The following is a 24,454-nucleotide window of genomic DNA, read 5'->3' as shown; positions in this document are numbered from 1 at the left end:
CAAGTAAATTATATTTTAAGCAGTTTTCTTTGGCGCAGAGTCTAAAAACAGACTAAGCTGCAATACAGTTGGAAAACTCACCGCTCGTTTACACGCCATCATTGGGATGGCTACTAAAAAATGGGAAGCCGAAAAGAGCTATATGTACGACTCAATCAAAGACATTTATATCCCCGTCTCATCAATCATTCTGTCGATTGTGGTTGCGTACGTAACAGCTGTTTATGCGATCCGTCGGGAGTCCAGCCAAGGCAGACTCCGGATGCTCGAACTCGTTCGTCGCTACTTTCTAAATGTCGTCAACGCCTTCGACCAAAATACGAAGCTGATCAAGAACGATACAATGGCGAAGAAAATGTATGTGAGGGAATTAGAGGCAATCCTGAAGGAACTCGGCGACTTAGTTGCCCATCCGTACTTCTCTGTGCTAATCGCGCGTTATCCACTGTTATCAAAGCTGCTGATTCAAGCTCGCCGAGAGTTGGTCGAACATGAGGTTCAGTCGTCCTTCGCCATAAATTTGGGAACGATTACAGAGTTTTGGCGACTTCACTCAATCCTAAGCAAGGATTTACCAAAGATCACGAACTCAGATCTAGACAAGACAATTATTTCGCTGGCGAACGCTTTAAAGCTTCAGGACTGAGTGTCATTTTTATCGAATGTTTGCATAGGAACTGCCCCAGTTAATCAATACCACCTATCCCTGCTGCCCATACAACCGCTGATACACACTACCCGCCTGTTGTACCAGCGTCTCATGCTGTCCTTCTTCGATAATGCGACCACCGTCAAATACCAGCACACGGTCAGCCTCTTTCACCGCCGATAAGCGATGGGCAATGATAATGGTGGTGCGTCCACGCAAGAATGTGCGCATGGCTTGATGCAGTAAAGCTTCAGTGTGTGTATCCAGCATCGAAGTCGCTTCATCCAGAATCACGATTTGCGGTTGCTTGAGCATCATGCGTGCAATCGCCAGCCGCTGACGCTGGCCGCCAGACAGGCGTACGCCGCTGCGCCCCAGTTGGGTGTCCAACCCTTCTGGCAAATCACGGACAAATTGTGCTAACTGCGCGACCTCCAGCGCTTGCCACAAAGCATTATCCGCATAAGACTGGTCCAGACTCAGGTTTTGCCGCACGCTATCGTTAAACAGCATGGGTTGTTGTAACACCACGCCCAGATGCTCGCGGATTTGTGCATAGCCCAATTGTTCAATGGCCTGGCCGTTGAACAAAATCTGACCACGACTGGGTGCATACAAACCAAGCAGCAATTGCACCAAGGTGGATTTGCCTGCACCCGATACGCCCACCAGCGCCACCTGTTCGCCCGGTGCAATATCCAGACTCACACCCTCTAGAATCGGGCTGCCTTCACCATAGGCAAACGTGACCTGCTGCAAACGAATCGCCGCCGGGCTATGTGTGGTAAATCCGTTGACCTGTGCGGGATAATGCGGCTCTTCGTCAGCGGCCAGTACCTGGTTAATCCTGCCCAACGCGGCTTTGGCGGCGTAATAAGATACTTGCACTGACAACAACTCTTGCACAGGCCCCATCATGAACCATAAATAACCAAACACCGCGATCATCTGCCCAACAGACAGGTTGGAAAACACCACCATCAGCATTGCCACTGCGCGAAAAATTTCAAAGCCAAACAGAAAAACGCCAAACGATAACCGTGATAAAGCATCTGATTTCCAGCCGGAAGCCGTCGCCGCAGCCCTCACCGCTTCGGCAGCCTGTTTGGCTTTATCCAGAAAACGTTTATCGCTGTTGCTGGCACGCAGTTGCTGCATGACTTCCAGCGTTTCCGTGACAGATTGTGACAGCATTTCAAAGGCACTATTTTCACGCTGCTTCCACACTTTAACCTTTTTACCCAGCACCATGGTCAGCCCGATTACAAACGGGTTCAACAACAGGATAATCAGTGCCAGTTGCCAGTGCATCCACAGTAAAACGACGGCCACACCGATAACACTGAGGACCGCCACCAGTACTTTAGCAATGGTTTCCCCGAGAAACTTGTCCAGTGTTTCAATATCCGTCAGCAAGCGTGCCGTGATCTGGCCTGCGCCCAGGCTTTCATAAACCTGCATGCGGATACGGGAGAGTTTGTCTAACAGTGTCTGCCGCACGCCCAGCGTCACCTGCTTGGACAGGCCGACAAAAATACGCGTGGTGGCGACGCCCAGCAGCACACTACCCAGACGCAAGCTCATGGTCAGCAGCGTCACCAGCAGAATGATGGCAATCGGCCCCAGCGAATCCGCCGGCAGCAGCCATGTCATGAATTGCGTGAGCTTGCCGGGCTGATGGAGTAGTACTTCATCTACCAGCAAGGGCATCAGCAAGGGAATAGGCACCGCCACAACGGCGCCCATAAACGCCAGCCACTGCCCCAGCCACAAGCGCCGGGATTGCAGACGTAGCTGCTGCCACAAATCACGCAAGGTCAACATCACAACGACCGGAAATTAAGCTTTGCCGCCAGCCAACACACGCTGACGACGAATCTCATATAAGGCAATACCACTGGCAACACTGACGTTCAGGCTTTGTACCGAACCGAACATCGGGATAGTGATCAGTGCATCACAAGTTTCCTGGGTCAAACGGCGCATCCCATCCCCTTCAGCACCCATGACGAGTGCGATCGGGCCTTCCAGCTTGGTGTTATGCAAGGAGCCAGGGGCATCCATGGTGGTGCCGACGATATATACCCCAGCCTCTTTCAATTCGCGAATGGTGCGGGCAAGATTGGTGACTGAGATAAACGGCACAGTTTCTGCCGCACCACTGGCGACTTTACGCACAGTGCCATTGAGGCCAACAGAACGATCTTTAGGCGCAATAATCGCGTGTACGCCCATGGCATCGGCCACGCGCAAACAGGCACCCAGGTTATGCGGGTCCTGCACGCCATCTAGAATCAGGAAAAATGGTGGCTCATCGAGGTCTGACTCGAGCACATCGTGGATATCTTTGTACGGCATAGGCGTTTCCACCACACGGGCGATGACGCCCTGATGGCGGCCATGCGCACCAATAAAGCCGTCCAGACGATGACGCTCGGCCTGAATAACACGAATATTTTGCGACTTTGCCATGTCGAGTAAATCGCGCATACGCGCATCGACACGGTCTTGATCAATAATAATTTCCTGAATGCTGCTGCCATGCTGACGCATGCGACTCAACACCGCATGAAAACCAAACAGAATGCGGGTTTCTGACATAGTGACTCCTAATTTTTCTTAATGACTTTTGCCAACTCATCTGCAAAAGATAAAACACGAATCGCGCAGGCCCAGCAACATTTTAATATTGCTACGCACTGCGCGAATAAATAACAAACTAACCTCAGGCGCTATTATCGTGCTTTTGCCTTGGGTTTGCCTTTATTTTTTTGTGCCGAGTGGCGACCTTTATCCTTGGCTGAGCGTGATTTTCCTGCTGTCGCTTTGCCTGTCGTGGGCTTATCGCCCTGGCTACGCGGTAATTTTGCACCGGCACTGGCAGGTTTGGCTTTTATGGTCGCAGGCTTGGCCCAAGCCGCTGGCGCTGCTTTAGCAGGCGTATTCAATCCTGCCGTTTTAGCAGACCGGCCTCTTGTACCAGCCGTCTTCTCGTCATCAGCGGATAATCCACCCTCCACCTCTGCCGAGCCTTCTACGGCGCCAACCAGCGTAAAGTCGATACGCGAAGTCTCCAAATCAACCCGCACCACTTTCACGGTTAAACGATCACCCAGGCGGTAACGTACACCTGTACGCTCACCCACCATTTCGTGGCGGGCCTTATCATGAATGAAATAGTCATTGCCGAGGTCAGTCACGTGTAACAAGCCTTCAACGTAGACCTCATCCAGCGCCACAAACAAACCAAAGCTGGTCACACCAGCCACCGTGCCGCTAAATACCTCACCAACCTTATCCTGCATGTAAAAACACTTCAGCCAGTTGGTCACATCACGCGTGGCATCATCGGCACGGCGTTCGGTCATCGAGCAATGCACCCCCAGTTGATGCCAGTCTTTGGCTTGATAACGTTTGCCTTCTACCACAGCCTTGATGGCACGATGCACCAGCAAGTCCGGGTAACGCCGAATCGGCGAGGTAAAGTGGGTATAAGCCTCATAAGCCAGGCCAAAGTGGCCGACATTATCCGGGCTATACACCGCTTGCTGCATAGAGCGCAACATCACGGTTTGCAACAACTGAGCATCTGGCCGTGTCTTGATACGCTGCATGAGTTTGGCATAGTCTTTGGCACTTGGATTCTCGCCGCCGCCTACACCAAAGCCAAACTCGCCCATAAACAAGCGTAAGGCTTCCAGTTTCTCAGGTGTCGGGCCTTCGTGGATGCGGAACAAACAGGTTTGTTCATTTTTCAGCAAAAAGTCGGCCGCACAGACGTTAGCTGCCAACATACATTCCTCAATCAGCTTGTGCGCGTCATTGCGCACTACAGGCACGATCTTGTCGATCTTGCCATTATCATTAAACACCATCATGGTTTCGGTCGATTCAAACTCCACCGCACCGCGTTTTTCGCGCTGGGTCAGCATCAATCTGAACAAGCTGTTTAAATTTTGCACATGCGGTAACAGCCAGGCGTATTCTTCTGCCAGTGCAGGGTCTTCGCCCTGCAACAAGGCCGCGACCTTGGTATAGGTCATGCGCGCCTTAGACAGCATGACAGAAGGATAGAACTGGTATTGCTTGACCACGCCCTGGCCATCGATCTGCATATCGCACACCATGCACAAGCGTTCAACATCCGGGTTCAGTGAACACAGGCCATTAGACAACGCCTCTGGCAGCATAGGGATCACGCGGCGAGGAAAATACACCGAGTTGCCGCGGTCGTAAGCATCTTTATCCAGCGCATCGCCAGGCTGCACATAAAAACTCACATCGGCAATCGCCACCACCAGACGCCAGCCTTTGCCTTGCGGCTCAGCAAACACGGCATCATCAAAGTCGCGCGCCGTTTCACCATCAATGGTAATCAATGCCAGGTCACGCAGGTCCTTGCGGCCTTTGTAATCCTTAGCTTGCACGGTTCTGGGAAAGTCCTCAGCCTGCTTGACCGCTGCAGGATTAAACTGGTGCGGCAAATGATGCTTGCGCAAGGCAATCTCAATCTCCATGCCACTATCAGCATAGTTACCCAAAATCTCTACAATCTTGCCCATCGGGCTGGAATGCGAAGAGGGATACTCCGTCAACTCAACAGTCACGATCTGGCCGACCTGTGCATCCATATCCAAATGATAAGGAATCAACACATCCTGGCTGATGCGCTTATCCTCTGCGGCAACAATCGTCACGCCTTGCGCCCGAATCACGCGACCGACCAATGTTTTGTTGGCACGCTCCAGTACCTCAACCAGCTTGCCTTCTGGGCGGCCCTTACGGTCCACACCTGCCAGGCGCACCATGGCACGGTCACCATGCATAACCATGGTCATTTCCTTGGGGCCGAGGAAAATATCTTCTGGATTCTTGGTTTTATCGTCGGGGACTAAAAAACCATAACCATCGGTATGGCCAAACACGGTGCCTGCAATCAAGTGAATCTTATCTGGCAGGCAAAATGCGCCCTTGCGATTCCGCATGAGTTGGCCATCACGTTCCATGGCCCCCAGCCTGCGGTTAAAAATATCTCGTTCATCATGGCTGATGTCGAGCAACACATAAATCTGGTCGGCACTCAGGGGAACACCCTGATCTGACAATAACTGCAACACCAACTCGCGACTTGGCAATGGTGTTTGGTATAACTCAGCTTCACGCTGGGCCTGCGGGTCATTTGCACGCAGGGATTTTTTCGTTTTTCTGGTTGACAATATTTATTCTTCCTTTAAAATGCACAGCTTCTTTAGCCCAGATGGCGAAATTGGTAGACGCGCTAGTTTCAGGTACTAGTGTTTAACGACGTGGAGGTTCGAGTCCTCTTCTGGGCACCATCAAGCAGCTCACAAGCTGCGCCAAATTAGACTCCCAAGCAACTGATATTTTTTGTGTACAAAAACGTGTACCGAAAAGATTTTGCCTGGCTGTTTTTTGAATCAACATGAAGCAAGTTTAACACCCTTTCCACTTCATTCCTGATTTAACGAAAATTTCTCTTTCTGACACTCTTGGCTACAATGCCACTCCAGTACCTTTAGTTCCATCATGTAAAATTCACTGAATGGACTGACTCTAGGCCCCCAATCTTGCGTTAACTGGTAAATATGCTCATAAAAATACATCCTGATGCGATTTATGCCATATTAGCTGCCATTCTGTTTGGCTTGGCAACTCCTGTTGCCAAGCTTCTAGTCAGAGACGTTTCACCACAAATGCTTGCAGGTTTATTGTACGCAGGCAGCGGGTTTGGTCTATTTATACTGTACGGCATCACTCGACTGTTCAAACGCAGTCATCAAGAACAAAACGCCATCCAGTTATCTGACTTGCCTTGGCTAGCAGGCGCTATCATCTCTGGAGGCATGCTTGGGCCAGCATTACTCATGCAAGGACTGCTATCAACGCCAGCCTCCATGGCTTCACTATTGCTCAACCTTGAAAGCGTACTGACAGCAGCGTTCGCCTGGTTCATATTCAAGGAGCATTTTGATAAACGTATCTTTATTGGGATGGTTTGCATCGTTCTTGGCAGCCTGCTGTTATCGTGGCCAAAACAGCTGAATGCCGCTTTTCCATGGGGAGCCTTGGCGATTGCAGGTGCTTGTGCCTGCTGGGCAATTGATAACAATCTCACTCGCAAAATATCGGCCAACGATGCGTTACAAATTGCCTGTATCAAAGGCTTAGCAGCTGGTTTTGTGAACTTAGTGATCGCGCTCAGCCTTGGTAACAAGTTCCCCGGTTTACCTATCGGCATAAGTGCCGCCACTATTGGCTTTATGGGTTATGGGGTCAGCCTGGTACTGTTTGTCATTTCCTTGCGCCACATCGGCACAGCAAGGACTGGCGCATATTTTTCTGTGGCCCCGTTTGCGGGCGTCATTTGCTCTTTTGTGTTATTACATGAACAACCAGATGCTTTATTCTGGGTGGCAACAGGCTTCATGATGATTGGTGTATGGCTTCATTTAACCGAACATCATGCACATGCGCATCATCACGAAGCATTACTACATAAACATATTCATACTCACGACGAACATCATCAGCATATACATGACTTCGATTGGGATGGGATTGAGCCTCATGTACACCCGCATCAACATACAACATTAAGCCACAGCCATCCGCACTTTCCTGATATACACCATCAACATAAGCACTAGCCAAATAAAATCGCAGAATAATGCATAGCCAGCCACTGGATTCAGGTTTCAATGTCACAAAGCAGGCTTGTTCGTCTAATTTAATAAGTAATAAAACGGCACTGTGCAGATTATAAAAACACACGATTGATTTAATGGCAGCGCCTCCTTAAGCCATTTTGACACGCTAATCAGTGCGTTAAGTACCAACTATACCCCCCTCCCTTAAAATTAACTTGTTTTAATTTAAGTTTATAATTAACATTAATTAACACTTCACCCATGCAACAAAGAAGTGTATTACGTCAGAAAGACACGCGATTCAACTGCGCGTAGCAATGACGTTTAAGACAGTTCAGCAAGTAGTCGCATACATCTGCAAGCTGAATCAATGTTAATTTTTCAAAAAGGTAAATTATGGCTATCAATCAACTTTCTCAAGCTGAAACACAAAACGTTTCTGGCGGCTCACAATTTTTCCCCGGTTACGCAACCGGCCCTTTTATCATGGGCAGCGTGTTCAGTTACTTCAATCAGCCTGGCCTCAATTACGGCCCTATTTCATGGTACCAAAGCGGTTATCACGGTGGCTACAATGGTGGTTGTACACCGCAACCTTGTCCATGCACACCTCCACCTCCTCCATGTGGCTCATGCTCACCAAGCAATCACGACCACTAAGCGAGCAGTACGATTGATTGAAGCATGCTAGGTCTGCAATAAGAACCTGCTTCAGGTAACCACTTGTATTCGCTTTACATGCTGGTAAAACAAAAAGCCCCCTGCATTTAGGGGGCTTTTTATAATCTCAAGGTCAACTACATGCGGCGACGTGAAAGTGCCATGAGCGCTCCCAGGCCGAGCATCATCATCAAAGATGCAGACGCCTCTGGCACCGGGGTCACCGTCAGTGATGCATAGGAATGTCCAACCGTAATGCACAAGTCGGTAGTGGCTGACAGGTTAGCAACGCCTAGCAGACCCAGTGAGTTAATGCCAATATCATCCAGCGTAATGCTTAAGGCATTGGTTTGCACTGCGCAACTGAATGTTGCGCCATTGCAATTGCTGGCTACCACGCCATCTGCCCAGTATTTACTTTCATTGGCCCAGATGGAAGCATGCCCCAGCGGCCCGAGATCCAAATCAACGCCGCCCGAGGCTGCTGCTGCCAGGTCAATCGAATGTCCCAGAATGCTCAGACTGGCACCCGTAAACGTGCTATCCCCAGTTGCCGTGAACAAGCCCGTGCTTTCATTCACCGTGACTGTGGATATTGAACTGATTAAATCGGCTTTCAGCGCCAGCGCGCTAGACACATGAAGATCCAGATTCTCAACACTGCCAGTGCCGATGGCGCTATTTGATCCAGGCGCAGGATAGTTTTCAAGATAGGCCCCAGAAGCTGAAAAAGTGGCTGATCCCGCTTGCGTCGGCATCAGCAGTGCCAAGATCGGGTTCAAGTTAGATAACACACCATTACCAGCCCCACTTGTGCTCAAGCCGAGGCTCAGCGTTGAGTTTGTTTGCGTTGGGATCGGTGTACCCGCGCTTGCGACACTGATGTCACCGAGCGCGACCGGCGTTTTAATACCAACAGTTGCCGTACCCACCGTCACTGGACCGACAGGGAAGAAGTTGGTTGTTGCCGCCACATGGGCACTTAAATCCAGATACATGCCATATCCATCTGCGGCATCGGCGCTGACAGTCACTGGTGCAGCAGATGCAACGCTGCTAAAGGCGAATAAAACGGCGGTGGTCATCAGGGAATGCTTCATCATCAATACTCTCCTAAACAAAAATAAAAACAAACGTCAATACAAATATTAACATTTGTTTGTCTTTATGTTTACATTTTTTATCAATCAAAAGGAGACTTAATGTCTTACTGTGATGAATGCACCCTGTATTCAAAAATGACAATTAATCCGCTCTGGGATGGTTTATTCTCAAGGCGAACGCTAGCTTGATGCTTCAAAGCTATTTCCTTGACGATTGCCAGGCCTAGGCCCGAGCCTGTCACCTCTGATTGCTCTGCACGATAAAAGCGGTCAAATACTTTTTCCAGGGCATCAGGCACTATTCCTGGGCCACTGTCTTCAACTTCTAATCGCAGTCCATCCGTTAATGCTGTGAGCGACAGATTAATCACCCCATGTGCAGGCGTGTAATGTATGGCATTGACGATAATATTATTCAGCAGCACTTCAATCTCGCCTGGCAGGCCAGTCATCGTCACTTCATCGGCACGCGTGAAGCCAATATCAAGCTGTTTCTTGCGATAGAGCGGACTTAAATCATTTAACACCTTGATCAGCAAAGGATTTAAAGCAAAAGATTGCATCTCTTGCTGCCTGGCATCGGGATCCACTTTCGCCAGGGTCAATAACTGGTGTACCAGGCGCTCCATGCGTGCAACACCGCCCTGTGCCTGTTGCAGACTATGCGCTAGTGCCGCCTGATCATCATGCTGCATGGCACTGATTTGCAACTTGAGGGCCGTCACCGGCGTCCGCAGCTCGTGTGCTGCATCGCTGGTAAAGCGTTTTTGCATGGCAATGGCATCACTGACTCTTTGCATCCAGCGATTCAGGGCCTGAATAATCGGCTTCAATTCATCGGGGGGCTGGGCAATTGCCAATGGCTCCAACTGGTCTGCACGCCGTGCATCAATTTCAGAAGACAGCTGCAACAAGGGTTTAAACGTTTTGCGGATGACCAGCAGCGCCCCCAAAATCAGAAACGGGACAATCAGTAATTGCGGCAGAATCAAGTGAATGGCGACTTCACGGATGGTACGTTGCCTGAGTTTAAAGTCTTGTGCGACAACGCAAGTGATAGCTCCTCGCTTGGCAACAAATACCTGCCAGCGTTTTTGATTCACCGATTGTGTTGATAGCCCGTCCCGTGACGTATTGACGTCAAACGCACGCTGGTGCGACTGGTAAATCACTTTGCCTTGCTGCTGTAGTTGAATCAGGTAATCCTGCTCACCACGCACCTTGGATGGAATATTATTTTTGGCTGTATCATAGCGTGTTGTGAGGTTGGCAATCTGGTCGCTACCGATCATGGTCTCGGCCAAATGCTGCAGATTGGCATCATAAAGCTCGCCCAATTCGTCCGCTGTTGACTGGTAGGATAAAAATGACAGCAAGCCAATAATGCAAACAATGGCAATCGACAGGTAAATGGCCAGCTCGGCCCGGATGGAACGCATCATGATTTTGGGCCAGGAAATGCGTAGCCTATGCCACGGACAGTTTGAATAATCTCTGCGCCAAATTTTTTGCGTATGGTATGGACATGCACTTCCACCGCATTACTATCGACTTCGCCACCCCAGCCATACAGCCGCTCTTCCAATTGTGTTTTTGAAAAAATCATGCCGGGCTGCGACATCAGCGTATGCATGATGGCAAACGTCTTACTGGACAGTCGCTGGCTAATATCACCCATGCTTAAAGTATAACTGGCGATATCCAGCACCACGTCATTGACCCGTATCTGGTTGGAATGGCGCTCTTCTTTGCGCCTGAAAATAGCGCGCAGCCGGGCTTCAATTTCCTCTACAGAAAAAGGCTTTAATACATAATCATCAGCGCCTGCATCCAGGCCTTGAATACGGTGTTCAATAGCATCCCTTGCAGTAATAATGATGACAGGCAGCACATTGCCTGCCTTTCTTAACGCAGATAACAACGCCATGCCTGACTTTCCAGGCAGGCCAAGGTCAAGCAACATGGCATCAAATGTTTCACCAGCCAGCGCCGCCTCTGCCTGCAAAGCATCTGGCGCCCAGTAAATCGCATGCGCGCGCATGGCCTGTTGCAGGCTTTCAGCAATCATGCGGTCGTCTTCTACCAGCAATAACTTCAACGGCTTATCCTTTTACTTGAATGCTGTCATTCTAACCATACTAGCTTAAGGTATTCTTAAAAAACGGCTTAAGTTTGCCTTAAGAAAACACGAGCATGATGCAACCCTGTCATCATTCACAGGGATTTATCCATGCCCAATCATTTCAAGCAAGCAGGATGCATGAGTATCGCATTGCTGCTGGCTGCCTGCCAAACACCACAAACGCTGCGGCCAGCACAACTCGTCGACAATATTGTTGCCGCAGACTCAACGCTGCAAGCCAATCGCGGCCAAGACCAGGCAAGCAATACAACGACCTTATCTGAATATGAAGCGGTGTTGCTGGCACTGAAGCAAAATCCTGCATTCAAGTCACAGCTAAGTGAGCTTGATATGGCCAACGCAGATGTGCAACAGGCTAATCAAATTGCCAATCCGTCTTTATTTTATGCGTTTAGTGCGGCCAACAAACCTTACCGCTATGCCATCGACTTTCCAATTGAAGCCATTTTTCTACGACCGATCCGCGTCAAGCAAATGCAAGCACAGGCACAGTCGACCCAGTATCAGTTGATGCAATCTGGCTTCACCCTGATTCGCGATACCCGCCTGGCCTACGCACAAGCCGTGATTGCCAATGAGAAGCGTGACCGCCTGAAACAGGCCTTGCAGCTTAACCAGACGATTGCCGAGCTGACCCATACCCGCGAACAGTTGGGTGATATTAGTGCGCAAGAAACCTTGTTATCACAGAATGAGGCGCTGCTTGCTGCCAGGGACTTACAGGCGGCCGACATCGATGTGCAACTGGCCCACACCCAGTTAATGCATATGCTGGGCTGGATGGAGGGCGAAAAAACACTCTCCCTCAGCACACAACTACTTCCGGCCTGCAGCGCAGTCGACATTGCACAACTAAAAGCGACAGCACTCAGCAGCCGACCGGATATCCTCGCAGCTAAAGCCAATATGGCGGCCGCCAAAGCCAAACAACAACTTAACGCATACAACTGGTTGGGCACGGCAGTCGTGGCAGATGCCACCAGTGGTCAAACCAATGGCCATGTGCTGGCGCCCGCCATCAGGACCACCTTGCCAGTGTTTAACCAAAACCAGGGCCAACGCCAGCGCGCGGATGCCGAGTTTGAAAAAGCCCAGCATGACGCGGAGGCCATCAAAATGAAAGCATCGCTGGAAATCAATACGGCACACCTTAAATACCAGCGCGATTGCCAAGAGTGGCAGCAATTGCACAGCCAACTGCAACCAAACGCTCAGCAAACCATAGAGTATGCAGAACGCGCCTATCACGATGGCGATATTGCCTACTTAACCGTCCTGGAAAGCAGCAAACGCTACCTCAGCCTGCAACTGCGTGAAGCGCAGTTAAAAGCCGACCTGGTCAGTAGCTGGTCAGACTTGATGCGCAGCACCAGTCATGCCCAGCCACGTCCCTGATTCCCTATAGAAAGTGATTCCTCATGCACATTACCCACCACTTGTTTAACCGACACCAGGCACGTGCCTTGTTATTAGTGACTGCGCTATTCGCATCTGGCTTGGCCAACACCGCGGAGAAGAGCATCTCTGAAAACCAGTTGAACCAGGTCAGCCTGCCCGCCGAAGCGATTAAAAAACTGGGGCTGACCACCAGCCGCATCACGCTTGCCCGCCAGTCCAGCACGCTCAGCTTTCCGGCACAAACCAGCCTGGCACCAGAAGCCCTGGCTGCTTACAGCATGCCCATGAGTGGCTATGTCGTGTTCAACGCAGGCAAACCATTGCAGGTTGGCAGCCAGATCAAAGCCGGGCAAACGCTGTTTACGATACAGCCAGTTGTCACGCCCGAAGCCAGGTTAAGCCTGATTACCAGCATGGCCGATGCAGAAGGACAATTACAGGCGGCAGAAAAACAACTTTCTGCGCATATGCTGACGCTCAACCGTGCCAAACAATTATGGCTACAGCGTGTCGGCAGCCAACGGGCCGTGGATGACGCACAAGCGAATGTAGCGATTGCAGAAACCAATGCACGTACCGCCATGCAAAAACGTGATTTGTTAAAACAAGCGGTAGAACAAGGCTCTGCAGGCAACTACACCATTAAAGCCGCCAACGATGGTGTGATCAGCAACCTTTACTTTAGTCCGGGCCAGCTCATGGTGGCTGGTGCCAAGCTGGTCGATATTGCGCAACAGGGCCGTTTGTGGGTCACTGCCTATGTACCTCATGCACAAGTCGGCCAACTCAATCTCGGTGCCGAAGCCTGGCTGGCGGGTGTACCAGGCATCTCGGCGGATTACGCCCTGAAACCCGTTGCAGCCCCACAGGAAGGCGATGCCCTGACAGGCACGCGCAAACTGGTTTATACCTTGCAGGCCAAGGGTGACATCGTTCCTTTGCAGCGGCTCACCATCCAGATTCCACAACGCGCTGGGGAGCAAGCGCGAGCCAGCGTGCCCTGCGCTGCCACGGTTGTCGATATCTATGGCAATACCTGGTTGTATTCGCAGTTGGATGACACCCATTTTAGCCGCCAGCAGGTATTTATCGCCCGCGCCAATGCGCAAGCATGCGTCCTCTCTGACCAACGCCTGGTCGGCAAGCAGGTTGTCACCCAGGGCGCCCAGGAACTGTTTGCCGTTGAAACCGGCTACACCCACTAAATACAACAGGATTTAATATGTTGAAAAGAATGACCATGCGCGCCATCAGGGCCCGCTACCTGGTGATGGTACTGGCAACCCTGCTCATGCTGGCAGGCTATAAAACCATCCCCGAGACGCCGATGGATGTATTTCCGGAGTTTGCGCCAGTCAAGGTCGAAATCCAGACCGAAGCCCCGGGCCTTTCCAGTGTAGAAACCGAACAACTGGTCTCTATCCCGCTTGAGCATGCCATGAACGGCATTCCGCATATGAAAACCTTGCGCTCAAAATCGGTACTCGGCTTATCCTCTGTCCTGATGCTGTTTGAACAAGGCACCCCGCTGGCCGAGGCCCGTCAATCGGTACAGGAAAGACTGTTACTGGCCGGGCAACGATTGCCTGCCAGCGCCAAGCCTCCGGTCATGTTGCCGCCGTTATCATCCATGTCCCGCGTACTGAAAATAGGCTTAAGCAGCAAACAGCATTCTGTCGCCGAACTCAGTACCCAAGCACTGTGGACCATACGCCCACGCCTGATGGCTATCCCTGGCGTTGCTAATGTGGCCATTTGGGGGTTGCGCGACCAGGAGTTGCAAGTCCGCTTTGACCCCGTCAAGCTGGCACAGCACCAATTGACTGCTAACCAGGTCAGCCAGCGCCTGATATCGGCGATTCGCCCTGACAGCGGCGGCTATCTGGATACTGCTCAGCAACGGCTGGCCGTCGCTTATGACAGGCCCACACTGGACAAAGAAGCCTATCTGCACATGACAGTAGGCTGGTCCAATGCTGGGATCCCGGTTAAACTGGAACAGGTGGCGGACGTGGCCTGGGGTCACGCTTTGCCGATTGGCGATGCCGTGATTAACCAGGGTGACGGCCTGTTGCTGATTGTAGAAAAACATCCTGACGCCAATACACTGAGTGTCACCCAACACATAGACCGTGCGCTGGCCGAACTAAAACCTGCCTTGCATGGCATTCACGTAGATGCGTCTATTTTCAGGCCAGCGACATTTATTGAGCAGGCACTGCATCACCTGAAACAGGCACTGGTATTAGGCATTGGCCTGGTGGCAATCATCCTGTTTTTATTCCTGCGTCATCCACGCGCAGCCATCATCAGCCTGGTGGCGATTCCCCTGTCGCTGGTCACTGCCATCCTGCTGTTGACCTGGCTACAGGTCAGCATCAACACCATGGTGCTGGCTGGGCTGGTGATTGCCTTGGGCGAGGTCGTTGATGACTCCATTATCGACCTGGAAAATATTTTGCGCGCCATCATGCTGAATCGGCAACTGGCACAACCCAAATCGCTGATCAAGGTCATTGCACAAGCTTCCTATGAAGTCCGTGGTTCGGTCATTTATGCCACGCTGATTGTCATGTCGGTATTTATCCCGGTTTTTTTCCTGCAAGGAATCGCAGGTGCTTTCTTCAAACCACTGGCTTATGGCTATTTGCTGGCAATTTCAGCCTCTTTACTGGTCGCACTGATTGTGACGCCGGTACTGGCTTATTGTTTTCTCAATCATGGCAGCCAACCATCTGAGCACACCCCCGCGATGCCAGCACGCCTGCAACAATGGCTGCAACGCCGCCTGGAAAGTCCCAGAACCATCATCGCCAGCGCCTGCCTGTTTTTGTGTGGCATGTTGGCTACCCTGCCCTTTTTGGGGACTGAATTTTTGCCTGCGTTTAAGGAAACTGACTTTCTCATGCACTTTGTTGAGCGCCCAGGCACTTCTATAGCACAGATGAAGGCGATGACCCTGCGTGCCAGCCATGCATTGATGCAGATAGATGGCGTACGCAACCTGGGTTCGCATATTGGCCGCGCCGAAGTGGCTGATGAAGTCGTTGGCCCTAATTTTGGTGAACTATGGGTGAGCATCTCGCCCACCGTGGACTATGCCGCGACCATGCAGAAAATCAACCAGGCCATTGCTGGCTACGCAGGTATTTTTACCGATGTGCAAACCTATTTGAAAGAACGCACCAAAGAAGTCATGTCTGGCAATAGTGCCAGTATCGTCATCCGCCTGTTCGGCAATGACCTGGATCATCTACGCGAACAAGCCGAACGCATCCGGTTATCAATTGCCGATATTGACGGACTCGTTGATCTCAAAGTCGAATCGCAGGTTTTGATTCCACACATTCATGTCCGCTTGAAAGCCGCTGCTGCCGACCATTATGGCCTCACCGAAACAGACATCAAACAGGCGCTGGCCTTGATGACACAAGGCCAATTGCAAGGCGAAGTGTATGTCGGCCAGACCCGCTTTAATGTCCGCTTGATCAGCCAGACGCCGGCACAGGATAGCGTACAGGCACTGCGGCAGATGGTCATTCAAAGCGCTAGTGGTGCGGTGATGGCGTTAGCAGATGTTGCCGATGTCTATGTACAGCCGACGCCAAACGAAATCAAGCGCGAAGGTGCCTCAAGAAAGATTGATATCGCCGCCAATGTGGCTGGCAAGGATATCGGCATTGTTGCGCAATTGGTAGAAATGCGCGTCAAGCAACTAGCGCTGCCTGACGGTTATTATGTCAAGTTTATGGGCGAATACACCGAGCAGAAAACGGCCAGCCTGACCCTGGTGATCTACGCCCTGCTCGCATTACTGGTGGTGTTTTTACTGATCCTGATGAGCCTCAACTCGCTACGCCTGACGGCCATCCTGTTCGCCGTGCTACCTATTGCCGTCGCAGGTGGGCTGGTCGGTATTTGGTTGATTGGTGGCGTCATGTCCTTAGGCGCCATGATAGGCTTAATCGCCGTCATGGGCATTGCAGCACGCAACGGTATTTTGCTGATCTCCCGCTACCAGCAGCTCAGACTGATAGCTGGCATATCGGCGCCTCAGGTATTGCTCAACGCCGTATCAGACCGTTTCCGCGCCATCAGCATGACCACGCTGGCAACCACCATGGCCTTATTGCCGATTATTCTCAAAGGCCCGGTGTCTGGCTATGAAATTGAGCACCCTCTGGCGGTGGTGGTTTTTTGTGGTTTGCTGGCGGCCATGGTCGTCAACCTGGTGTTACTGCCTGCACTGATCCTGATATTTCACTCAGGCGAGCATACGCAGCAGGCTTAACCGTGTGATTAACCTGGCTTTTTGCTGGTAATCAGGCAGGCACATAATGGTACCAGTGACAGCAACACGGCCAGCATGATAAATGCATTCGGCAAGCCAAGCTGTTGCGCCACAAAGCCGATGAGGGCAGGCCCGAGCAACACGCCTGAATAGCCGACAGTGGAAATGGCAGCGACCGCCAGGCCGGTTGGCATTTCGGTTTGTGCACCGGCAAGCCTGAATAAGATAGGCGCCGTGTTGGCGGCGCCTGCGCCTATCAGCACAAAACCACCCAATGCCATGGGCAGCGTATGGGCAAACACGGCGACCACCATCCCGAACACAGCAATGGCACCGCCCCACAATAGCAATATACGGTCACCCAGGCGCTGACTGAGTGCACCCCCCCAAAAGCGGCCACTCAACATGGCAATAGAAAACACAATATAAGGCAGGCCGCCCTGCGCTGTAGGTACCAGGCCTGACTCAGTGATCAGCAAGGCGCTCCAGTCCAGCATGGCGCCTTCGACTAAAAAGGCAATACCGGTTAATAAAGCCAGGACGAGCACGATACCTCTGGGCACTGAGAAAAACTGCCCATGCTCGCCCTGGGTGGTCTGTGCCAAGCGTGGCCAGGTCACAAGCATCAACAGGACTAACAAGATGGCAGCGATCAGCGCACTGCTGGCAGTGCTCATATGCATGGCCAGCATCAAGGTCATGATGGCAGACCCGGCAAAACCACCAACACTAAACATGGCATGAAAACCAGACATGAGGGAACGCTGAGACGCTTTCTCAACCTCAACCGCATGCAGGTTCATGGAAACATCCAGCGAGCCCAGCGAAGCACCAAATAACAATAAAATCGCGGCAAGTTGCAGTGTGTTTTGTGCAAGCGGCAACAACAGCACCGTGACCGCCAGTGAAAAGCCACTGAGTGCAATGATGGACCTACAACCATAGCGGGCGCTGATCGCCCCCGTTACCACCATGGCCAAGACCGAGCCTAAGCCCAGGCATAACAACAAGCTGCCTAATACGCCAGCATCCAACTGTAACTGCGCACGCACAAAGGGAATTAAAGGCGCCCAGCAAGAAAGGCCAAACCCGCCGACAAAAAATGACAGCCGGGTAGCTAACCTGGCTGCATGACTATCTAAAGCAAACATCTAACCTCTGAAGAAAATCCAGTCATCCCGGCAATAGTAAAAAAATATGTGCGCTGAGTTGACAAAACAAGCAAAACACCCACTTGGAACCGCGCCCTTGCTCGAAGTTCAAAAAACGCACATCTGAGCAAAGGCTCATTGAATCATGTACTTACCGACTTTACCAAGACGCAATCCACCATGTTATCCACAGATTTTGTGGAAATACACAGAGATGGCAAGCAGCAAGAAGACAGAAAAAAAGCTGTGTATCACTACACAGCTTTTTCAGTATGACGGCGCAATTAACGGTTATTGAAAAAACCGATATTCATCACACGGTCATTCACAAAAGTCACTTCAGTTTCTTTATACGTGTTTTTGTCATCGTATCTCACCAGGTTTTTGTAATACCACATTTCAACCTGCACCGGCTTGGAGTTATCTTGCTGCTTGCCCATGTTGCCTATCATGTTATTGGCATTGCTTGGCTTGACTGACTGCTGCTTTTTAAACGGTTGGCCCAGCTTTTCGATGACCAGTTTTTTTGGCTTGCCGCTAAAACCGCTGATAAACTCGTTTTCATCATAGGTCTTGCCAGCAAACGCGGCAGTGGCTGCGAATAGTAATGAGGTGGCGACCATCGCAGCGGACATTCTTGCGTATAACTTCATGTTTAATTCCTGTTATCCAAAATCAAAATAGCAAATTATTTTTTATGTGAGTATAACGCTTTATCACTGATATCGGTTGACTGTGGGCAGTCTGCATATTCAAACGCGTATTAAAAATCAATGCGCATGCCGTCATAACCGACTTGCACATTGGCGGGCATCCTTGCCTGTAACGCTTGGTATTCCAGCTCGTGTGTCATGTGTATCAAGACATTGCGTTTGGCGCCGATACGCGCAATCAAGGCCAGGGATTGCTCGACGCTGATATGGGTCGGATGCGGCTGTTCGCGCAAACAGTCAATCAGCAATACGTCCACGCCCTGCAACAAGGCATAAGAGCTTTCCGGGATCTCAGAAACGTCTGTCATGTATACCAGATTGCCAATACGGTAGGCATAAATACGAATTTTGCCATGCATGACAGGGATAGGTGTCACCCATTGTCCGGCTGCTTCAAATGGTGCCTCGACCACATGGGCGGCCAAAACGGGTAAGTCCCAATATTGCGGAATGGGATCGCGCAAGGTGTAGCCGAACTTTTCCTGGATATGTGCAATAGACTCAGGGTAGCTATATAGCTGAATCTGGCTACGGTTAATCTGGCAAAATGCTCGCAGATCGTCAATGCCATGCAAATGGTCCGCGTGCGTGTGGGTATACAGCACCGCATCGACACGGCGCATGTTTTCCCGCAAGGCCTGCTGACGTAAATCCGGGGAAGTATCAATCAGGATGACGCGGCCATCATCTAGCGTCACCATGCTGGAGCAACGCGTGCGTTTATTGCGGGCATCTGTTGAACTACACGTGGCACATGTACAACCCACGGCAGGCGTGCCTGCGCTGGAGCCTACGCCTAAAATGGTTAATTGCATGACTGTGCGTGTTTGAACAGAGTGAAGAAGTTGGCCGTGGTAGCGTCTATCACCTGCTGCAATGGCACATCACGCAAACGCGCAACCTCTTCGGCTACATGGCGTACATAGGCTGGCTGGTTGGTTTTACCACGGAAAGGGATGGGCGCCAGGTAGGGAGAGTCGGTCTCGACCAGCATTTTATCCAAAGGCACTTTTTGCGCCACGTCTTTTAAGGCTTGCGCATTTTTAAAAGTAACGATGCCAGAAAAAGAGATATAAAAGCCCATGGCGATTGCTGCCTGCGCCACTTCCCAGCTTTCGGTAAAGCAATGCATCACCCCGCCCACCTCAGCCGCGCCCTCTTCCTGCATGATACGCAAGGTATCTTCGGCGGCATTACGGGTATGGATAATCAGCGGCTTACCGGTCGCTTTCGCCGCGCGGATGTGGGTACGAAAACGCTCGCGCTGCCATTCCAGATCGCCAGTGAGGCGGAAATAATCCAGGCCGGTTTCGCCAATGGCAACCACGCGGCCATGATCAGCCAAACTCACCAGGCCATCTACGGTGGGCTCCTGAATATCTTCATAATCAGGATGCACGCCGACTGAGGCGTAAATATTCGGGTATTGCTCGGCAATCGCCAGCACTTCGGGAAACTTATCCAGCGTGACTGACACACACAAGGCATGCCCGACCTGGTGACTGCGCATGTTCTCAAGCACCTGGTCCATATTCTGGACTAGTTCTGAAAAATTAAGATGGCAATGCGAATCAACTAACATGTTTTCAACCAAAACTCATTCAAAGCTGTTAAATAAGCGCTATATCGTATTCGAAGGGCGGCTGGATTTGAGTGCAGCGCCAAGAATCGTCTCAATGCGTTTCTTCGCCTCCGCACCACCATCCTTGTCGGTAAACTGGATGCCTATGCCTTGTGGCTTGTTATTCGCTGCCTGCGGCGTAATCCAGATGACTTTACCCACCACCTTGAGCTTATTCGGGTCATTAAGCAAGGTCAGCAACATAAAAATCTCTTCGCCCATTTTAAATGGCTTGCTGGTCGGAATAAACAAGCCGCCGCCTTTGACAAAAGGCATATAAGCGGCGAACAAGGCTGCTTTCTCGCGAATCGCCAGCGACAAAACACCGGGTTTTGCGGCGGCGGGTGGTAGTGTGTCTGTCATTGCCCAAGCTCCAGAATATTTACCTGATTAGCCATCAAACCACCTGGCATTAAGCAAACATTTTTTTATATTGCAATAATAACTGCTCCAGCTGTAACTCCTGATTGAGTGGATGCTGTGCCGTTATTCTAAAACGATTTAGCTGTTGTTGAAACGCCAGTAAACGCGACATATTGACCGCGCCCGCCAATGCCTGCAATGGGGCGGCCTCACTCGGGTGATACCGCAATGGCTGCTGATGGCTGGATAACCAGACATCCAGCAACCATTTTTGCAATACCTGTATCGCCTGCTCCATGCCCTGCTTGATCAGCACTGGCACCGCTGCGGCAACGTCTATGCTTGCCCCGCCTGCCAGGTGCGGACGGAATTGCTGGTACCAAGCATGCCAGTCGAACTCATCCTGCTGTATGGTGGTTGGCGCACCGCCGCTGTAATGCCAGACCCATTCCGGGTTGGCCACAGACTGGGTTTGTAACCACTGCAAACCCTGCTCGCGGCTGGGTACCGGCATTTCTACCTGCATGCAACGGCTTAAAATGGTTGGCAACAAGGCCTGGCGCTGGTGCGACACCAGTAAAAACTGGGTACGCTGCGGCGGCTCTTCCAGGAGCTTTAGTAACGCATTGGAGGCAGCCACATTCATCGCCTCCAGTGGGTGAATCAACACCACACGAATACCATCGACGCGGTGGGAAGTCAGTGACAGATAGTCATGCAAGGCGCGTATCTGGTCGATAAGGATTTGCTGGCGTTTGCGCGTCTTCTTTTTGCCCGTGTCAGCACCATCATCGTCTTCTGGCGTGATCTCCTTAAAATCTGGATGCGCGCCCTCCGCCAGCCAGTGACAAGACTGGCACTCCCCACAGGCAAACCCCTGCTGCTGTGGCTGCAAGCAAAGCAACGCGGCAGCCATGGTCTGGGCAAAGTCCAGTTTACCAATGCCGGTTTTACCATGCAGCAATAGCGCATGGTGACGTGTCTCCCCCGCTTGCATCCAATGCGAGAACAAGGAATTTTGCCAGGGATAAAGCTTATTAATCATAAAGATGAAATGATTTCTTCAACTGACTTCTTTACTTCTTCAAGTGAGCGATGTGAGTCTATGACGCGAAACCGCTGCGGAAATTCAGCTGCCCTGGCCAGGTATTGCGCGCGCAACCTGGCAAAAAATTCAGCGCCTTGCGCTTCAAACTTGTCAGGCGTCCGTGCCCCGGCCAGGCGCTGCAAACTCACCTCAACCGGCACATCAAACAACAGGGTGACATCGGGCTGCAAATCACCCTGTACCCACTGTTCCAATTGCTGCATCTTGTGCAAAGGCAAGCCGCGTGCGCCACACTGGTAAGCATAAGAGGCATCAGTGAAACGGTCTGAGACCACAATCGCATCGCGCTGCAATGCGGGCAGAATAACTTGCTGCAGATGCTCGGCACGCGCAGCAAACATCAACAAAGACTCGGTTTCCACATGCATTTCTCTGTGCAACAGGATTTCGCGCAACTCTTCGCCTAATAGCGTGCCACCAGGCTCACGTGTAGACACCACTTCGCGGCCACGGCTGGCCAGCATTTGCAGTATGGTCGGAATATGCGTGCTTTTGCCTGCACCATCCATGCCTTCCAGCGTAATAAACAAGCCTGCCATTATTTAACCTTCCCCATGTACATCATTGCGCTAGTGTTTCTTTAATTGGTAAGCCCGCACGGCCTGGTTATGCGCCTCTAGCGAGCTGGTAAACACATGTCTGCCCTGGCCGTTAGCCACAAAATAAAGGGCGTTGGTTTTGGCCGGATGCAATGCCGCCTGGATAGATGCCAGCCCTGGTAAGGCGATTGGTGTCGGCGGTAAACCACTGCGCGTATACGTGTTGTAAGGCGTATCCGTCAGTAAGTCTTTTTTGGTGATATTGCCCTGGTAACGCGTGCCCATGCCGTAAATCACGGTAGGATCAGTCTGCAAACGCATGCCTTTACGCAGGCGGTTAATGAACACACCAGCAATTTGCGGGCGCTCTTCTTCCACCCCGGTTTCTTTTTCAACAATGGAGGCCATCACCAGCGCCTCGTACATGGAGCGATAAGGCAAGCCAGCATCACGCGTCTCCCAGGCCGCTGACAAATGCTGGGCCATTTTCTGGTAAGCCCGTTTGTACAAGTCGGCATCACTGCTCTGCGCATCAAGAAAATAAGTATCCGGAAAAAACCAGCCTTCAGGATGCATGCTTTGCCCACTCACTTGCTGCATCAATTCGCTGTCCGACAGCATCAGGGTGTCATGACGAATGCCTGGCATTTGTGCCAGCTTCTGCCTGAAGTCGGCAAAGGTCTTGCCTTCGATTAATTGCAGCTTAAATTGGTCAAACGTGCCGTGTTTAAGGATGTCGATGAGCGACATCACCTGCAATGGTGTATTCAAAGCATAATCACCGGCCTGCAATTGACCACCACTGCCCGTCAGTTTGACCGTCAACAGAAAGCTATACGGCTCAGTCAGCACGCCTGCGGCGACCAGTTGATCGGCAATGCCGCGCACGCTAGCACCGGCCGGAATCTGCAGGCCTATGGTTTCTGACGCCATCGGCAATGGCCTGATCATGAAAATCACCACCCAAACCGTCAATGCCACAACGCCCAGTATCAGCGCGGCAATGCCGTATTTCACACACTGCTTAATGAACAACATAGTTTAAATGCGCTCTTAACTCTTTGGCCCAATCATTGGTGGCGATTGCCTGCTCGTCAATCTGCGTCACCTGCAATACACCATAAACACTATTGGCAACCACCACCGCATCAGCGACCAGCAAGTTTTCCATAAACAAATTTGTCGAGACCACAGCCTGACCCTGCGTTTTATACCAGTCGAGGATTTTCTGTCGCATCACGCCCGCCACACCGCAATGATCCAGTGCCGGCGTCATCACCAAACCATCTTTGCTGATAAACAGGTTACCGCTGACAGCTTCAATCACCTGGTCATCGTAATCACGCAACACGCCATCGAAAAAGCGCGGATCTTTGAGTTCTGCCCGTGCCAGCACATTTTCCAGGCGATTCATGTGTTTAATGCCCGCCAGTAAGGGCTGCGAAGCCAAGCGTGTCTGGCAGGTATATAAAGCGACCCCTGTGGTATAGATTTCTGGGGCATATACCGGCAATGCACTGTATATCAACACCCTTGTCGGCTCGCAGATGGCAGGCGGTGCATATCCACGCGCACCGTCACCTCGTGTAATCATGATTTTCACAATGCCGTGCGATAACACTTCGTCGTCAGCAGAGGCCATCAAGTGCTTGAATTCCTGCATCAGCAACTCGGCAGAAGGACACACAATCTGAATTTTACTGCAATCGGCAACCAGCGTTTGATAATGCAATGGCCAGTCCTGCAACTCACCATCGAGCAGGCGCATGGTGCGGAAAATGCCATCGCCATAAGCAAAGCCGCGATTGGTTGGCGCAATGCCGGAGACCAATTTACCGTTGACGCAATAGCGGACTGAAGTCATGTGGTGCCAGAGAAAAGAGTGATGTCTAACAAGGCTGAAACCATACCATAAATCGCCCCTGGACGACGCGCTATCTGACGAAAAACCAGCCACGAGTCACGGCCTAAACCCTGAAATAAGGGATTTTTTAAAGTTTATTGTACTCATGCCGTTAACAAGATCAGCGGTAATGTATCCCTATTC

20 protein-coding genes and 1 tRNA gene are annotated in these 24,454 nt (G+C 51.3%); 6 read left to right on the top strand and 15 right to left on the bottom strand.

The window, feature by feature from the left end; genetic code table 11:
• The first annotated feature begins 106 nt into the window (after positions 1 to 106).
• Positions 107 to 646 (top strand): hypothetical protein, encoded by a 540-nt coding sequence (locus tag INP79_RS11345; RefSeq protein ID WP_194754357.1) that lies wholly within the window; start codon positions 107 to 109, stop codon positions 644 to 646.
• Between the two features lie 54 nt (positions 647 to 700).
• On the opposite strand, the gene INP79_RS11340 is transcribed toward INP79_RS11345, so the two are convergent.
• The 3 genes from INP79_RS11340 to rnr form a co-directional block, all read right to left on the bottom strand.
• Entirely contained in the window at positions 701 to 2,473 is a 1,773-nt protein-coding gene (locus tag INP79_RS11340; protein WP_194754356.1) for an ABC transporter ATP-binding protein, read from the bottom strand.
• Between the two features lie 15 nt (positions 2,474 to 2,488).
• Positions 2,489 to 3,250 carry a 23S rRNA (guanosine(2251)-2'-O)-methyltransferase RlmB gene (gene rlmB, locus INP79_RS11335; RefSeq protein WP_194754355.1) on the bottom strand — a complete coding sequence of 254 codons (762 nt, stop codon included), beginning with the start codon at positions 3,248 to 3,250 and terminating at the stop codon, positions 2,489 to 2,491.
• Between the two features lie 134 nt (positions 3,251 to 3,384).
• Entirely contained in the window at positions 3,385 to 5,865 is a 2,481-nt protein-coding gene (gene rnr, locus INP79_RS11330; protein ID WP_194754354.1) for a ribonuclease R, read from the bottom strand.
• A 35-nt stretch (positions 5,866 to 5,900) separates the two neighbouring features.
• Between rnr and INP79_RS11325 the strand changes: the two genes are divergently transcribed.
• Together INP79_RS11325 and INP79_RS11320 are read left to right on the top strand one after the other, a co-directional pair.
• Positions 5,901 to 5,985 (top strand) — tRNA-Leu (locus INP79_RS11325).
• Positions 5,986 to 6,255: 270 nt separating this feature from the next.
• On the top strand, positions 6,256 to 7,317 hold the full coding sequence (locus tag INP79_RS11320) for a DMT family transporter (RefSeq protein WP_194754353.1): 1,062 nt from the start codon (positions 6,256 to 6,258) through the stop codon (positions 7,315 to 7,317).
• Between the two features lie 797 nt (positions 7,318 to 8,114).
• On the opposite strand, the gene INP79_RS11315 is transcribed toward INP79_RS11320, so the two are convergent.
• From INP79_RS11315 to INP79_RS11305, 3 genes are all read right to left on the bottom strand, one after another.
• Positions 8,115 to 9,080, bottom strand: coding sequence for a hypothetical protein (locus tag INP79_RS11315; RefSeq protein WP_194754352.1), 966 nt, complete (start codon positions 9,078 to 9,080; stop codon positions 8,115 to 8,117).
• A 104-nt stretch (positions 9,081 to 9,184) separates the two neighbouring features.
• Positions 9,185 to 10,522, bottom strand: a complete 1,338-nt coding sequence (locus INP79_RS11310; protein WP_228519895.1) for an ATP-binding protein — start codon at positions 10,520 to 10,522, stop codon at positions 9,185 to 9,187.
• Positions 10,519 to 11,178 (bottom strand): response regulator transcription factor, encoded by a 660-nt coding sequence (locus INP79_RS11305; RefSeq protein WP_194754351.1) that lies wholly within the window; start codon positions 11,176 to 11,178, stop codon positions 10,519 to 10,521. Before INP79_RS11305 ends, INP79_RS11310 begins: the two co-directional genes overlap by 4 nt.
• A gap of 162 nt (positions 11,179 to 11,340) precedes the next feature.
• On the opposite strand from INP79_RS11305, the gene INP79_RS11300 reads away from it, so the two are divergent.
• From INP79_RS11300 to INP79_RS11290, 3 genes are read left to right on the top strand one after another with little or no spacing between them, the layout of a single operon-like run.
• On the top strand, positions 11,341 to 12,618 hold the full coding sequence (locus INP79_RS11300; RefSeq protein WP_228519894.1) for a TolC family protein: 1,278 nt from the start codon (positions 11,341 to 11,343) through the stop codon (positions 12,616 to 12,618).
• Between the two features lie 23 nt (positions 12,619 to 12,641).
• Complete coding sequence (locus tag INP79_RS11295) at positions 12,642 to 13,826, top strand: efflux RND transporter periplasmic adaptor subunit (RefSeq protein WP_194754349.1); 1,185 nt, start codon at positions 12,642 to 12,644, stop codon at positions 13,824 to 13,826.
• 17 nt (positions 13,827 to 13,843) lie between these two features.
• Positions 13,844 to 16,912: an efflux RND transporter permease subunit gene (locus tag INP79_RS11290; RefSeq protein WP_228519892.1), complete on the top strand. Its 3,069-nt coding sequence runs from the start codon at positions 13,844 to 13,846 to the stop codon at positions 16,910 to 16,912.
• A gap of 8 nt (positions 16,913 to 16,920) precedes the next feature.
• Here INP79_RS11290 and INP79_RS11285 read toward each other — a convergent pair whose 3' ends face one another.
• From INP79_RS11285 to pabC, 9 genes are all read right to left on the bottom strand, one after another.
• Complete coding sequence (locus tag INP79_RS11285) at positions 16,921 to 18,063, bottom strand: MFS transporter (protein ID WP_194754348.1); 1,143 nt, start codon at positions 18,061 to 18,063, stop codon at positions 16,921 to 16,923.
• Positions 18,064 to 18,347: 284 nt separating this feature from the next.
• Positions 18,348 to 18,716: a hypothetical protein gene (locus tag INP79_RS11280; RefSeq protein WP_370583260.1), complete on the bottom strand. Its 369-nt coding sequence runs from the start codon at positions 18,714 to 18,716 to the stop codon at positions 18,348 to 18,350.
• A gap of 110 nt (positions 18,717 to 18,826) precedes the next feature.
• Positions 18,827 to 19,591 (bottom strand): MBL fold metallo-hydrolase, encoded by a 765-nt coding sequence (locus INP79_RS11275; protein ID WP_194754347.1) that lies wholly within the window; start codon positions 19,589 to 19,591, stop codon positions 18,827 to 18,829.
• On the bottom strand, positions 19,582 to 20,358 hold the full coding sequence (locus tag INP79_RS11270) for a TatD family hydrolase (RefSeq protein ID WP_194754346.1): 777 nt from the start codon (positions 20,356 to 20,358) through the stop codon (positions 19,582 to 19,584). Before INP79_RS11270 ends, INP79_RS11275 begins: the two co-directional genes overlap by 10 nt.
• Before the next feature lie 39 nt (positions 20,359 to 20,397).
• Positions 20,398 to 20,760 carry a PilZ domain-containing protein gene (locus INP79_RS11265; RefSeq protein ID WP_140003602.1) on the bottom strand — a complete coding sequence of 121 codons (363 nt, stop codon included), beginning with the start codon at positions 20,758 to 20,760 and terminating at the stop codon, positions 20,398 to 20,400.
• 49 nt (positions 20,761 to 20,809) lie between these two features.
• A complete protein-coding gene (holB, locus tag INP79_RS11260; protein ID WP_194754345.1) occupies positions 20,810 to 21,805 on the bottom strand; it encodes a DNA polymerase III subunit delta' in 996 nt (331 codons plus the stop codon).
• Positions 21,802 to 22,407, bottom strand: coding sequence for a dTMP kinase (tmk, locus tag INP79_RS11255; protein ID WP_194754344.1), 606 nt, complete (start codon positions 22,405 to 22,407; stop codon positions 21,802 to 21,804). Before tmk ends, holB begins: the two co-directional genes overlap by 4 nt.
• Before the next feature lie 30 nt (positions 22,408 to 22,437).
• On the bottom strand, positions 22,438 to 23,445 hold the full coding sequence (mltG, locus tag INP79_RS11250) for an endolytic transglycosylase MltG (protein WP_194754343.1): 1,008 nt from the start codon (positions 23,443 to 23,445) through the stop codon (positions 22,438 to 22,440).
• Positions 23,432 to 24,271: an aminodeoxychorismate lyase gene (gene pabC / locus INP79_RS11245; RefSeq protein WP_194754342.1), complete on the bottom strand. Its 840-nt coding sequence runs from the start codon at positions 24,269 to 24,271 to the stop codon at positions 23,432 to 23,434. Before pabC ends, mltG begins: the two co-directional genes overlap by 14 nt.
• Between the last annotated feature and the right edge of the window lie 183 nt (positions 24,272 to 24,454).

Source organism: Methylophilus sp. QUAN, assembly GCF_015354445.1.
In the GTDB taxonomy this organism is placed as follows: Bacteria; Pseudomonadota; Gammaproteobacteria; order Burkholderiales; family Methylophilaceae; genus Methylophilus.
The sequence above is the reverse complement of the archived record's forward strand: the minus strand, read 5'-3'. Positions and strand labels throughout refer to the sequence as shown.